This is a genomic window from Lelliottia sp. SL45 (genome assembly GCF_026672535.1).
In the GTDB taxonomy this organism is placed as follows: Bacteria; Pseudomonadota; Gammaproteobacteria; order Enterobacterales; family Enterobacteriaceae; genus Enterobacter; species Enterobacter nimipressuralis.
This window is the reverse complement of record NZ_JAPPRH010000002.1, coordinates 394899-406835: the sequence shown is the minus strand read 5'-3', so window position 1 is coordinate 406835 and position 11937 is coordinate 394899. Positions and strand designations below refer to the sequence as shown.

14 protein-coding genes and 1 pseudogene are annotated in these 11937 nt (G+C 57.4%); 2 read left to right on the top strand and 13 right to left on the bottom strand.

Translation table 11 applies throughout. The annotated features are described in order from the left end of the window. Positions 1–110: 110 nt before the first annotated feature. Positions 111–680 (bottom strand): TetR/AcrR family transcriptional regulator, encoded by a 570-nt coding sequence (locus OVA10_RS05820; protein WP_102105101.1) that lies wholly within the window; start codon positions 678–680, stop codon positions 111–113. A gap of 199 nt (positions 681–879) precedes the next feature. Here OVA10_RS05820 and OVA10_RS05815 point away from each other — a divergent pair, with 199 nt between their 5' ends. Both OVA10_RS05815 and nlpA read left to right on the top strand, forming a co-directional pair. After that, positions 880–1299, top strand: a complete 420-nt coding sequence (locus OVA10_RS05815) for a GNAT family N-acetyltransferase (RefSeq protein ID WP_268195582.1) — start codon at positions 880–882, stop codon at positions 1297–1299. 152 nt (positions 1300–1451) lie between these two features. Beyond that, positions 1452–2261, top strand: coding sequence for a lipoprotein NlpA (gene nlpA / locus OVA10_RS05810; RefSeq protein ID WP_100778235.1), 810 nt, complete (start codon positions 1452–1454; stop codon positions 2259–2261). A 122-nt stretch (positions 2262–2383) separates the two neighbouring features. Here the strand turns inward: nlpA and OVA10_RS05805 are convergent. From OVA10_RS05805 to OVA10_RS05750, 12 genes and pseudogenes are all read right to left on the bottom strand, one after another. After that, a pseudogene (locus OVA10_RS05805) lies at positions 2384–3476 on the bottom strand (AAA family ATPase). 155 nt (positions 3477–3631) lie between these two features. Continuing rightward, complete coding sequence (locus tag OVA10_RS05800; RefSeq protein WP_248859389.1) at positions 3632–4591, bottom strand: YbgA family protein; 960 nt, start codon at positions 4589–4591, stop codon at positions 3632–3634. A gap of 12 nt (positions 4592–4603) precedes the next feature. After that, positions 4604–5134: a DUF3833 domain-containing protein gene (locus OVA10_RS05795; protein WP_123429726.1), complete on the bottom strand. Its 531-nt coding sequence runs from the start codon at positions 5132–5134 to the stop codon at positions 4604–4606. After that, positions 5131–5658 (bottom strand): hypothetical protein, encoded by a 528-nt coding sequence (locus OVA10_RS05790; protein WP_268195581.1) that lies wholly within the window; start codon positions 5656–5658, stop codon positions 5131–5133. Before OVA10_RS05790 ends, OVA10_RS05795 begins: the two co-directional genes overlap by 4 nt. Then, positions 5655–6140: a DUF2878 domain-containing protein gene (locus tag OVA10_RS05785; protein WP_123429724.1), complete on the bottom strand. Its 486-nt coding sequence runs from the start codon at positions 6138–6140 to the stop codon at positions 5655–5657. The genes OVA10_RS05790 and OVA10_RS05785 overlap by 4 nt, the downstream gene beginning before the upstream one ends. After that, positions 6137–7357: an SAM-dependent methyltransferase gene (locus OVA10_RS05780; RefSeq protein ID WP_268195580.1), complete on the bottom strand. Its 1221-nt coding sequence runs from the start codon at positions 7355–7357 to the stop codon at positions 6137–6139. The genes OVA10_RS05785 and OVA10_RS05780 overlap by 4 nt, the downstream gene beginning before the upstream one ends. Next, a complete protein-coding gene (locus OVA10_RS05775; protein ID WP_248859393.1) occupies positions 7354–8076 on the bottom strand; it encodes a DUF1365 domain-containing protein in 723 nt (240 codons plus the stop codon). The genes OVA10_RS05780 and OVA10_RS05775 overlap by 4 nt, the downstream gene beginning before the upstream one ends. After that, a complete protein-coding gene (locus OVA10_RS05770; protein WP_194513112.1) occupies positions 8073–9338 on the bottom strand; it encodes an NAD(P)/FAD-dependent oxidoreductase in 1266 nt (421 codons plus the stop codon). The genes OVA10_RS05775 and OVA10_RS05770 overlap by 4 nt, the downstream gene beginning before the upstream one ends. Beyond that, on the bottom strand, positions 9335–10054 hold the full coding sequence (locus OVA10_RS05765) for an SDR family NAD(P)-dependent oxidoreductase (protein ID WP_123429720.1): 720 nt from the start codon (positions 10052–10054) through the stop codon (positions 9335–9337). The genes OVA10_RS05770 and OVA10_RS05765 overlap by 4 nt, the downstream gene beginning before the upstream one ends. Further along, the gene (locus OVA10_RS05760; protein WP_100778225.1) at positions 10051–10485 is read right to left on the bottom strand and encodes a nuclear transport factor 2 family protein; all 435 of its coding nucleotides are present in this window, start codon (positions 10483–10485) and stop codon (positions 10051–10053) included. The genes OVA10_RS05765 and OVA10_RS05760 overlap by 4 nt, the downstream gene beginning before the upstream one ends. A 183-nt stretch (positions 10486–10668) precedes the next feature. Then, positions 10669–11079, bottom strand: a complete 411-nt coding sequence (uraH, locus tag OVA10_RS05755) for a hydroxyisourate hydrolase (RefSeq protein WP_123429719.1) — start codon at positions 11077–11079, stop codon at positions 10669–10671. A gap of 98 nt (positions 11080–11177) precedes the next feature. Further along, complete coding sequence (locus OVA10_RS05750) at positions 11178–11906, bottom strand: MerR family transcriptional regulator (protein ID WP_248859395.1); 729 nt, start codon at positions 11904–11906, stop codon at positions 11178–11180. Between the last annotated feature and the right edge of the window lie 31 nt (positions 11907–11937).

The window sequence follows — 11937 nt, the reverse complement described above, 5'->3', positions numbered from 1 at the left end:
TGGCTTAACGAGATGAGGAGGTTTTAAGGCACAGCGATGCCGCATCTCCGCGATACGCGGAAATGAAAAAACGGGAAATAGCTATTTCCCGGTGATGAGTTCAGGTTTAATTAATTCACAATGAGAAGCATATTGAGTATTTCCCGATAAATTTTTTCTAATTCTTCTGCTGATACTTTTTGTGGGGTTAATCGACGATAGATGGAGCCTTCCATCATCACGGCGATAATTTCCACGCAGCAGCGAATGCGCTCGTCGCTCAGGTGCGGGCACTGTTTTTTCAGGTGCTCGCAGGCGTTGGCAAACATGCGCGCGTCGGCTTCTACCAGCATTGCCGCAACCAGCGGATTGCGGGTCGCTTCGGCGGACATTTCCAGCATCAGCGCATCGTCGTCTTCGCTCAGAGTCTGGCGCCAGGCAAGGATCTGCGGCATGCGGTCGGTCTGGGTTTTGCCTTCCATCTCGGCGATGCGGTAATCGATAATGCGGCGGATCATCTCTTCGATAATGGCATCTTTATTGCTGAAATAACGGTAAATCTGCCCGACGCTCAGCTTCGCCTCGCTGGCGATTTGCGACATGCTGGCACCGTGAAAGCCGCTCGCGCGAAAGCAGCGCCGCGCCGCGGTGATGATCTCGTCCTGCCGTAGTTTCTGCCGTTCTTCAAGCGTTGTGCTCATCGTTTCCCCGCCGCGCTGAGAGTGAGAATGATCGTTCTCATTTTTGGTTATTATACGTTTCAGGAAGGTACAGGAAAGCGCTTTTTTTATTTTCATATTGAAAGAATATTTCTACTGCGAAATAAAGGAGAGAATAAGGAGTTTTTATGAAGATAAAGGTGTGCGATATTCAGATTGCGCTGAAAATAAGGAGAACCACATGCACTTGAGTCTTACGGATACCATTACTGAAGCCGATAAAGAAGAACTGCTGAATGGATTACGATCGTATAACCGGCAGTATATCGATTTTTCTGCGGTCGGCGGCGATATCGCCGTTTATGCACGCGACGACAGTGGCGTGATGACGGGCGGATTGATCGGCAATCGCAAAGGCGAATGGCTGAATATTCAGTATCTGTGGGTGAGCAATGACGCGCGCGGTAGCGGGCTGGGGAGCCAGCTGATGAATGCCGCCGAAGAAGAAGCCCGCCGCCAGGGTTGCCGCCATGCGCTGGTGGATACGTTCAGCTTTCAGGCGCGTCCATTTTATGAAAAGCAGGGGTACACACTGCAGATGACGCTGGAGGATTTCCCTTATCAGGGTATGCAGCGGCACTATCTGGCGAAAGAACTGTAACGGTGGATGCCCGGTGGCGCGGTGTGACCGGGCCTGCCATTCAGAGAGTACCGATATATAACTTTTCCTTCTGGTTGATTCTTTTTCGGTTTTTAGCGTACCGCTTCGTTGTCGATATAGTCGTTTAAACGTTTATCAAAAGGATCTGTCTCGTGAAACTCTCTTTACCTCGATGTGGTGCATTACTTCTGGCGGGCGTTCTGCTTGCGGGCTGTGATCAAAGCGGCAGCGATGCCAAACATATTAAAGTCGGCGTGATTAACGGCGCAGAGCAGGATGTGGCGGAAGTCGCCAAAAAAGTGGCGAAAGAGAAGTACGGGCTGGATGTGGAGCTGGTCGGTTTCAGCGGCTCGCTGCTGCCCAACGATGCGACGAACCACGGCGAACTGGATGCGAACGTCTTCCAGCATCGCCCATTCCTGGCGGAAGATAACAAAGCTCACAACTATAAGCTGGTCGCGGTGGCAAATACGTTTGTCTTCCCGATGGCAGGCTACTCGCGCAAAATCAAATCGGTTTCGGAACTGAAGGATGGCGCGACCGTTGCGATTCCAAACGATCCCACCAACCTTGGCCGCGCGCTGTTGCTGCTGCAAAAAGAGAAGCTGATTACGCTTAAACCCGACGTCGGCCTGCTGCCAACGGCTCTTGATATCACCGCTAACCCGAAAAAGCTGAACATCATGGAGCTGGAAGGCGCGCAGCTGCCGCGCGTGCTTGACGACCCAAAAGTGGATGTGGCGATCATCAGCACCACTTACCTCCAGCAAACCGGGCTGTCGCCGGTGCATGACGGCGTGTTTATCGAAGATAAAAACTCGCCTTACGTGAATATTGTGGTAACCCGCGAAGAGAATAAAGACGCGGAAAACGTGAAGGAATTTATTCAGTCGTACCAGTCGCCAGAAGTGGCGAAAGCGGCAGAAAAAATCTTTAACGGCGGCGCGGTTCCGGGCTGGTGATCTCAAGAAGGCCATTAAAGCGATGAATGGCCTTCTTGCATGCTCTAAGCCTTAGTGAGGTTTGTCGTCTAAAGCGGGGTGCGTGTAAGGACCCTTTAGGCTAAAGGTCTCGCATTGTTAAATTAAGTCATCGCCAGCCGCTCCATCCTTGTCTCTCCGTCGACCATCGACAGTTGATACAGCGAAAACGCGCGGTGTTTTTCGATTAAATTTGCCAGTTCCGGTGAGTGGCTGGTCAGCCAGATTTGCGAGTAGTGGCTCGCTTCGGCGATCAGGCTGGCAAGGGCGGGCAGCATCTGCGGGTGCAGGCTGTTTTCCGGTTCGTTGAGGGCAATAAACGCGGGTGGTCGCGGGCTGAGCAGTGCGACGGCCAGGCACAGGAATCGCAGCGTGCCGTCCGAGAATTCTGCCGGTTCCAGCGGGCGGCTTAACCCTTCGCGCTGCATCATCATGCGAAAACGTCCCCCGCTGTTATCGCTGTAAAATACGCAGCCGGGGAAGGCCTGGTCGAGGATCCGCATCAATAGCAGCTCGTCGCCAATCTCCACAATCGTCTGGAACGCTGCCGCGAGGTTTGCCCCGTCGCTGGCTAAAACCGGCGACCGAAAACCCACCTGCGGGGCGCGCATCGCCGAGCCAGACGAGACGGAAAATTCGTGGTAAAAGCGCCAGTTGCGCAGGGATTCGCATCTGCGACACCTCAGGATAGAGATGCGGTTCGCCCAGCTGGCCGAACACCGATTCGTTCTCATACAGCGTGCCGCTGTGGGTCACTTTCTCGTGGTGAATGTTGTTCAAAAATACGGTCTGGTTTTTACGCTGCATCAGCCGCGACGACGGGCGGCGATGGTGATCGCTCAGCCAGAGGGTCTCTTCTTTGATCACCGGGTCGAGCTGGAACTGTGAAGGATAGGGCAGCTTCTCGACAAACCCCACCTGTAGCTCGTACTCGTAGGTTTCGGTTTCCACCGCCAGATTGACGCGGCGCAGCTGATCGCTTCGCGTTTTCCCGGCCCAGAACACCTTTAAAATCCCGCCTTCATTCGCCAGAGCCTGCGAAAACTGGCCCTGCGCCGCGCTATGCATCAGATGGATCGCCTTGTAAATATTCGATTTACCGGTGCCGTTCGGCCCAAAAACGATATTGAGCTGTTCCAGCCCAAGCGAGAGCTGGCGAATCGAGCGGTAGTTTTCAATGTGCAGGGCGCGGATCATCGTGGTTACCTGAGTGATGCAAAACGGGGTCAACCCACTCATTCTACCAGCCAATAACCCATGCTGCGGGCCAAAAAAAAGACGACAGTGAGGTTTGTCGTCTAAAACGGGGTGCGTGTAAGGACCCTTTGGGCTAAAGGTCTCTCGTTGTTAAATCAGGCGATCGCCAGCCGCAGGCCTAAGTCTTGCGGGTACGGGTCGAAGTAGTTTTGCGTCAGGAGATAGCGGTCCGGGTGCTCGGCCAAATAATGTTTCAACAACGTGAGCGGGGCGAGGATCGGCAGCTGTCCGGCGCGGTAGTTGAGGATAACTTCACGCAACTCCAGGCGCTGGCGGGTATTGAGCTGTTTACGGAAATAGCCCTGAATGTGCATCAGCACGTTGGTGTGGTTTTTGCGCGACGCGGGCTGTTTCAAAATCGCCATCAGTTTCTCGCGATAGACCGCAAAAAAGGCCTCCAAATCGTCCCATTCGTGAAGCGACGCCACAAAAGGCCCGATCTCGCGATAACCCGCCTGATTATGCGCCAGCAGTTGCAGCTTGTAGCGGCTGTGAAAGGCCAGCAGCGCACCGCGCGTCAGGCCGCTGGCGCGGAGCATGTTCAGCTCGTGCAGGGCAAATACCCGCGCGATAAAGTTCTCCCGCAGTACCGGATCGTGCAACCGCCCGTCTTCCTCCACCGGCAGCCACGGGTATTTTTCCTGCATCGCGGCGGTGAAGAGGCCGTTTCCCTCTTTCTGGCCAGGATTACCCGCTTCGTCGTAGATGCGCACGCGCTCCATGCCGCAGCTTGGCGATTTGGCGCAGACGATGAAGCCGGCGTAATCGGCAATACCCGGCAAATAGTGCCCGGCAAACTCGGCCATTTTATGGGTGATGTCTTCATGGGGGGCTTGGGTAAAACGCATGTGCATCTCACCGTCGGGCGTTTTGACCAGTCGCAGCGCCGGGCGAGGGACGGGCAAGCCCACCGCCATTTCCGGGCATACGGGTTTAAATGTTACCCATTGCGCCAGTGCATCCATTAAAAAGCTCATGCGTTTATGTCCGCCGTCGAACCGTACGGCTGAGCCGGTCAGACATCCGCTGATACCGAGAATGGGTTTATTGTTCATGGTGTTGTCCCCTTACTGCTCGTTGCGGGTGAAGAAAATGGTCACCGTTCCGACGTTAAAGCCAAACTTCGTCATCGCGGTTTTATTGAAGAGGTGTTTGCCGTCCTGCAAATACATCCAGTCGTCGAAGTGCAGTAGCCAGGTTTTGCCGTCGGCTTTGACGTTCATGCTATAGCGCCAGTTGAAGGCGTTTCCCGCCGCCTGGCCGGTCGCCACGCCCTCGATATCCCCCGCACGACCTTCAAAGCGATCGGCGCTGACGCGCCGGATATGCCATACGCGCTGCTGTTTTTCGCCATCGTCATACACAAACTGCTCGTTGAGCGTCAGCGTATCGCCGCTGACCTCGCCCTTGAGATCGACGTGGAAGCGGCGAATTTGCTTCCCGCTGCGATCCTGCACCATCCCATAGGCTTCGGTCTGGCCCTGAAAATAGTGGAAGATATCGAGCCGCGGCTGCTGATCGCGGTAATCGTTAATGTCGGCGCTACAGCCCGCCAGCAGCGTCATCAGCACCAGGCCGAGAGTCAGAAAACGTTTCATGGTTTACCTCCGAGCAACTGCAGTCGTAGTTCGGGATATTGCGTACGAGGACCGAGCCAGATCGCCAGAAAGCGCTCGCTGAAGGTCGCCGATTGCGGTGGGCCGAGCGGTGTGAACGCCGAACGGGCGGTCGGGGCGCGATACCAGAATTGCCCCTGTCCGTTATTCACGACAAACGCCAGCTGGCTTCCCTGATTCACATCGGGCCAAATTCCCTGCAGCCTGCGCAGCCATTCGGCGCTGTTGGGTTCACTGTCCAGAATGCCCTGTGCCTGCCACTGCTCGCGGGTAGCGTCGACCAGTTCGTCACGGCGGATACTGCGCTGATAGGTAATCAGCAATGCCTGATCCTGTTGCAGGCCGGTGTAACGCCCATTTGGGGTGCTCAACTGGGAGCGATAAACGTCAAACGGACCCCAGGTGAGGGTCGCCTCGCCCACTTTGCGCCAGGTGAGCCAGTCGGCGGCGTGCGCCGCAGGCAGCGCGGCAGCCAGCCAGAGCAGAAGCAGCAAAGCGGATCTCATCGTTGCCTTCCCACCAGCAGATGGAAAAAGAGAATCAGTACCAGCCAGCCCATCGCCATCCAGCTCAGGACGATGAATGACGGTGCCTGAAAGGTGATTGCGCCCAGCCGCTCGCCGAGAAAATAGGCCACCGGACCGCCAGCGGTGCCCATCAGAACCAGCAGCCAGCGCGGCAGCGCGGTGGTCGTCGTGAGCTGGGTCCAGACGCAGGCGAACATCAGCCAAAGCGCCATCATCCAGAGAGGCAAAATCCCTTCGCCGTTGAAGCGCAGCAGACCGGTCAGCGACCAGAGAGTGTCCAGGGAACTCCCGGCGACCGCCAGCATCAGGGCGAAGAGTCGCTGGATCGGTTTCAGCATCAGGCAGGCAAGCAGCGCCAGCGCGAGCCACACCATCACTCCCCGCTCACGAAACATCACCACCAGCGTCCAGTAGAGATCGAACGCGATGGCGAGCACGAAGACCTGCACATGGCGGTTCATACGCGCTCTGCCGTCAGTTGCACCACGCTGATGGTGCGGGCGTTGAACCCGGCTTCGCAGTAGCCCAGGTAGTAGAGCCACATGCGGCGAAAACGCTCGTCAAAGCCGAGTTTTTCAATCTCCTGCCAGGCGTGGAGGAAGCGCGTGCGCCAGTGTGTCAGGGTGCGGGCGTAGTCCGGTCCCATGTCGAAAAGATTGCGAACCACGAAATCCGTGTGGCGCGTCATCAGTTCGTTCATCGCCGTAATGCTCGGCAAAAAGCCGCCGGGGAAGATGTAGCGCTGAATGAAATCGACGCTTTTGCTGTAGTCGCGGTAGCGCTGGTCCTGAATAGTGATCGCCTGAAGCGCCATTTTGCCGCCGGGGCGCAGGCGGGCCTGGCAGGTGCGGAAAAACGCCGGCAAAAAGGTTTTGCCGACCGCTTCGATCATCTCGACGGACACCAGCTTGTCGTACTCCCCGGTTAAGTCGCGGTAATCACACAGCAAAACCTGGACTTTATCCTGCAACCCGGCGCGGTTGATCCGTGCCTGCGCCCAGCAAAACTGCTCGTAAGAGAGCGTGGTGGTGGTGACCCGACAGCCGTAGTGGCGCGCGGCGAATTCGGCCATTGCTCCCCAGCCGGTGCCAATCTCCAGCAGATGATCGTCCGGCGTCAGCGCCAGCTGATCGCACAGGCGGGCCATTTTTGCCTGCTGCGCGGCTGTGAGATCCTGATCCGGCGAGGTAAACAGGGCGCTGGAATAGAGCAGCTCTTCATCGAGAAACTGAGCATAAAAGGTGTTGCCGAGATCGTAATGGGCGGCAATATTTTCCCGCGCCTGCTGGCGATGGTTGCGGCGCATCCAGTGGCGTAGCCGTTCGACGGGCTTGCCCAGCAGTCGAAAACCGCTCTCCAGCCGCCCCAGCGTTTTACCGTTAAGGGCGAGGATGTGCAGCAGCGTGGTGAGCTGATGCGTCTCCCACTCGCCGTCCATCCAGGCTTCGGCGGCGGCCAGACTTCCGCCCGTCAGCAGTCGCCGGTAAACGGAGGAGGAGAGAACCTCCACGTCGGCATGCAGGGCCGCGCTGGCGTCGCCAAAATGGAACGTCTGGTTACCTTCGCGTACGGTCAGCGAACCCTGTTGTAAGTCCCCCAGCAGGCGGAACAGCAGCCAGCGCGCCATGCGCGCGTTGCGCGGATAGTCTGGCTCAAACGCATAAACGGGATCGGTCATGAGCGTTCACTCCTGCTGGTGGGATGGGGATGGATGGGTACGCGTTTGAGCCACAGCCGCAGCGCCTGCCAGTAAATGGCGAGGACGGTTTTGAGCGTCATGAGCGGAATGCGCCACAGCAGCGAACTCAGCGCCGCGCGTGTCAGAGGCTGACGAGTGAGCATCAGCGTGGCATCAAACACTTTGGCTTCCTGATGGTTCTCAATGTGCATGAATAAAGTTTTCGCCGGGCGATTGAAGCGCCAGTGGTACACCATATCCATCGGATTAAACGGCGAAACGTGGAAGGCTTTCGCCATCGGGCGCGTCTCCTGCCCGTTCACCGCGTAGTAATGCCGCTCATTCCACGGCGTGTTGCGCACTTCCGCGAGCACCCAGCGCAGGACGTCCTGCTGGTCAAAGCAGTAATAAAAATTGACCGGATTAAAATGAATACCGAAATAGCGCAGCTGGGTAAGCAGCATCACCCGGCCATCGGTGCGCTCACCGGTCAGCGTCTCCAGCCTGGTGAGCACCTGCTCTTTGAGCGGCTCGCCCAGCGGATAATCGCGATCGTAAAACGACGCGGCGGCAAAGCGGTTACGGCGAATGCCCAGCGACGGCAGGCGTGCCAGCTCGTCGAGATCGAGCCACGCCAAAAAAATGCTGTAGCGGAAATGGTGCGCTCGCGGCAGCAGACGGCGGTGACGAAGCACGCCCTGATAGAGGCAACTGTTCATGTTCCCGCCCCTCCCACTCCTGCGATCCCCGTCACCACGTCGAGCGCGCTGCGCACGCCATCCTCGTGAAATCCGTTGTACCAGTAGGCACCGCAGAACCAGCTTCGCTGCTGGCCGTTGATCTCGGCGCGGCGCGTCTGGGCACGCCAGCTTTTTGGATTGAACTGCGGATGTTCATACACAAAGCGTTGCCAGACGTAACGCTCGTCAATGGGAGCATCCGGATTCAGGGTCACGCAGAACAGCGGCGCGCCCTCTGGCAGCCCCTGTAAAATGTTCATGTTGTAGGTCACGCAGGCGCTGTTTTGTTCCCGATCGTTCAGACGATAGTTCCAGCTTGCCCAGGCTCGTTCACGCACCGGCAGCCAGCGTTTGTCGCTGTGCAGCACCACCTCGTTACGCTGCCAGCCGATGTCGCCGAGGATCTGTTTTTCCGCGAGCGAGGGGTTAGCCAGTAGCGCCAGTGCCTGACGGGAGTGGCAGGCGAAAATGACCTGATCGAAGGTGTGAGTTCCGTCGGCAAGTTCAATGTCAACCTGGTGGGGGTGGCGGATCACCTTCTGTACCGGTGCATCCGTGCGCAACGTCAGGCGAGTGCCCAGCTGCGTAACGAGTGCGCGGACATATTCGCGCGATCCGCCGGGCACCACGTACCACTGGGGACGATGGGTGATGTCCAGCAGCCCGTGATTCTCAAAAAAACGTAAAAACAGGGCGAGCGGAAAACGGCGCATCTCCTGCAACGACGAGGACCAGATCGCCGCGCCCATCGGCAGAATGTAGTGCCGGGCGAAGAAAGGGCTGAAGTGGTGCTGTTCCAGGAACGTTTGCAGCGTGTCGTTATTGCTGGTGCCTTTTATCAGCGTCTGTTTCGCCAGTTTGTTAAACCGCACGATGGATTTCAGCAGCCGCCAGAAGGTCGGGTTCAGCAGATTGCGCCTCTGGGCAAACAGGCTGGAGAGCGTGTGGCCGTTGTATTCCAGCCCGCTGGCTGGGTTATGCACAGAAAAGCTCATCTGCGTTTTTTGTCCGCTGATGCCCAGCTCGCCCAGCAGGCCCATAAAGCGGGGATAGGTGCGGTCGTTGTAAACGATGAAACCGGTGTCGATGGAAAAATCTCCCGACGGCGTGGTGACATCGACCGTGGCGGTATGGCCGCCGACGGTGGGGGCCGCTTCGAACAGCGTCACCTGATGGTGCCCGGCCAGCCGCCAGGCGCAGGTCAGCCCGGCGATCCCGCTGCCGATAATGGCGATGTTCATGAGCGCACCATCCTGCGCAGCAGCGCGTTCTGCACAAACCGCGGCAGGGACGCCAGCAGCCGCAGGATCACACCAAACCCGGCAGGAAACGCGATGTGCGTTTTGCCTTTCGCCACGCCACGACGGATGGCGGCAACGGCCTGCTCCACGCTGACTTTGCCGGGCATCGGGAAATCATTTTTACGGGTGAGCGGGGTGTCGACAAAGCCTGGTGAGACGACCGTAACGGCCACGCCTTTAGGCTCCCAGTCCAGACGCAGGCTATTGGCAAACCACGTCAGCGCTGCTTTGGATGCGCCGTAAGCCTCGGCGCGCGGGAAGTGCAGCCAGTGCGCCATGGAGCTGACCAGCACCACGCGGCTACCGGGCGCGAGTTGATCCTGAAGCGCGGCCAGGCAGTTCACCGGGCCGAGAAAATTGGTGCGCATGACCCGCGAGACGCGATCGATGTCGATCGACCCGTGATCGAGATATTCACAGGTTCCGGCGCACAAAACGGCGAGATCCACGGGGCAATCGGCCAACGCGTCGCGGCAGGCCTGTGCGTCGGTCATGTCAAACTGACGCAGGGAGATCAGCGGGCTGTACTGGCGCAGGGCCTCAAGGCGGGCAGCATCCCTGCCGCAGGCGATGACGCGGCAGCCGTCATCCGCCCAGGACTTCGCCAGCCCCTCGCCAATCCCTGAGCTTGCGCCGGTGATGAGGACAGTCATCATGGGCGCACCCTCCTTTTCACACCGCGAACCGCCCAGCCCAGCACCGGCAGGTGTTCGTAAATCATCTCCCCGGCATCGTAATAATCCCGCTGGCGTTTCACTGTGCCGTCCTGCACGTCCACCACGGAACAGCCTGGCAGAGCCAGCGTATTACCCTCCGTTAAACGGGGATGCGACCAGTGCATGGTCCAGGTGAGCGCGAAACGGTCACCGTCGGTAAATGGCTTATCGATGGAGAAATGACACTGGTCCACATTGGCCAGCAGATGGGTGAAGTAACGCTGGATCGCGAACAACCCCTGATGCTCACCGAAAGGATCAATCAGCACGGCTTCAGGATGATAGAGCGCAGGCAGCGCCGAGGGCGGCTGGTTGTCCAGCTCGGCGTAGTAACTCACGAACCGATCGATGACGGTATGCACGGCGCTCATTGACTCACCTTTCCGGTTGACGATCCTGAAAAAACCCAATAATTAAAACTTACACAAACAATGATATTTGTCCAAGTTTGATTTGGATTATTTTTAATTAGTGATTTATTTCAATTGGATAGGAAAGGTGATTTTTGCGGAAATTAATGCGCTCCCGATAGCGGGGCAGGAGCGCAGGACGAATCAGCTGCCCTTGTAGGTGGAGTAGCCGTACTGGCTCAGCAGAAGTGGAATATGCAGTTTTTCGTTGGTGGTGGTGACTGTAAAGAGCACCGGGATCTCAGGGAAAAACGAGGATAATTTCTGGCTTTGGAAGTATTCACCGGTTTTAAAGGTCACTTTATACACGCCGGGCTGCATATCCTGGTCCTGCGGATACAGGGATTTAATACGCCCGTCGTGATCGGTTTTGCCGCTCGCCAGCGTGGTCCATTTTCCCTGCTGCTGTTTTTCCAGTGTGACCGTGACATCCGGCGGCGGTGTGCCCGTTTGCTGGTTAAGGATATGGACGCTCAACGTACCCACCGGGGCGCTAAACGCGACCGGGGCAAAGGCGAGGGAGGATAAAAGCAGCAGGCCGGAGACTTTATTCATGTTGTTTTCCTGTTGAGTGATGAATACAGGAAAACGTTAGCATTATGGCGGCAGGAAAATATTCAATCTTTTGTGATAACTGGCGCGGGAAAAAGCCTTTACAGGGTGATGATTTCCAGCGAAATACCCTGTTCCTGCCACTGCGCAATCTGTTTTTTGCGCGCGACGGTTAATTTGCCGGTGGTCACCAGCAGCCATTTGCGGTCCGGGAAAATTTCCGGTGCCAGGGTTGCGGGGGGGATCGGGAGAACGTCGATGCGGTGGCCTTGCCCCGTACGTTTGAGCGCTTCGAGCCAGATTTCACACGGGTCGTTAAGATGCCAGCCGGTGATCAGACAGTTATCGCCCGGCGCGCGTTTATCCCCTTCGAGGCAAAACGACGTGTAGGCAATGATGATGCCGTCGAGGATTTCCCGCAGGGTCACGATCGCCGGGATATTCGCGGAGACCTGACTGCGCAGCGGGCGCAGGACTTCGGTCACCAGTTCTGGCCGTGGCGATTCGCGGCCTGAGTCGTAAATCAGCTGGCGCAGGGATTCGATTTTCCCCTCTTTCAGGCGCTGCAGCATGCTCTCCTGCAGGGTGAGCCAGTTATTGGTGCGCCGTGCGCCAGGCCGCGCCAGCAGCGGTTTCACCTGGCTAACCGGTACGCCTTTTTTCACCCAGTCGAGAATTTTGAGCGCCTGTTGGACGTCGTCATCGCTGTAAAGACGGTGTCCGCCATCGGTGCGAAGCGGTTTCAGCAAACCATAGCGACGCTGCCACGCGCGCAGCGTGGTCGCGGTGATGCCGCAAAGTCGGGCGAATTCGCCGATGGAGTAAGACATGGAGTGCGCCTGATGACCAAGTTAACTCTCA

Excerpts from the sequence above, each read along its gene's own strand:
- OVA10_RS05790 (WP_268195581.1), bottom strand. The coding sequence starts at position 5,658 with ATGAGATCCGCTTTGCTGCTTCTGCTCTGGCTGGCTGCCGCGCTGCCT.
- OVA10_RS05775 (WP_248859393.1), bottom strand. The coding sequence starts at position 8,076 with ATGAACAGTTGCCTCTATCAGGGCGTGCTTCGTCACCGCCGTCTGCTG.
- OVA10_RS05780 (WP_268195580.1), bottom strand. The coding sequence starts at position 7,357 with ATGACCGATCCCGTTTATGCGTTTGAGCCAGACTATCCGCGCAACGCG.
- OVA10_RS05815 (WP_268195582.1), top strand. The coding sequence starts at position 880 with ATGCACTTGAGTCTTACGGATACCATTACTGAAGCCGATAAAGAAGAA.
- uraH (WP_123429719.1), bottom strand. The coding sequence starts at position 11,079 with ATGAATAAAGTCTCCGGCCTGCTGCTTTTATCCTCCCTCGCCTTTGCC.
- OVA10_RS05770 (WP_194513112.1), bottom strand. The coding sequence starts at position 9,338 with ATGAACATCGCCATTATCGGCAGCGGGATCGCCGGGCTGACCTGCGCC.
- OVA10_RS05750 (WP_248859395.1), bottom strand. The coding sequence starts at position 11,906 with ATGTCTTACTCCATCGGCGAATTCGCCCGACTTTGCGGCATCACCGCG.
- OVA10_RS05760 (WP_100778225.1), bottom strand. The coding sequence starts at position 10,485 with ATGAGCGCCGTGCATACCGTCATCGATCGGTTCGTGAGTTACTACGCC.
- OVA10_RS05820 (WP_102105101.1), bottom strand. The coding sequence starts at position 680 with ATGAGCACAACGCTTGAAGAACGGCAGAAACTACGGCAGGACGAGATC.
- OVA10_RS05795 (WP_123429726.1), bottom strand. The coding sequence starts at position 5,134 with ATGAAACGTTTTCTGACTCTCGGCCTGGTGCTGATGACGCTGCTGGCG.
- OVA10_RS05800 (WP_248859389.1), bottom strand. The coding sequence starts at position 4,591 with ATGAACAATAAACCCATTCTCGGTATCAGCGGATGTCTGACCGGCTCA.
- OVA10_RS05765 (WP_123429720.1), bottom strand. The coding sequence starts at position 10,054 with ATGATGACTGTCCTCATCACCGGCGCAAGCTCAGGGATTGGCGAGGGG.
- OVA10_RS05785 (WP_123429724.1), bottom strand. The coding sequence starts at position 6,140 with ATGAACCGCCATGTGCAGGTCTTCGTGCTCGCCATCGCGTTCGATCTC.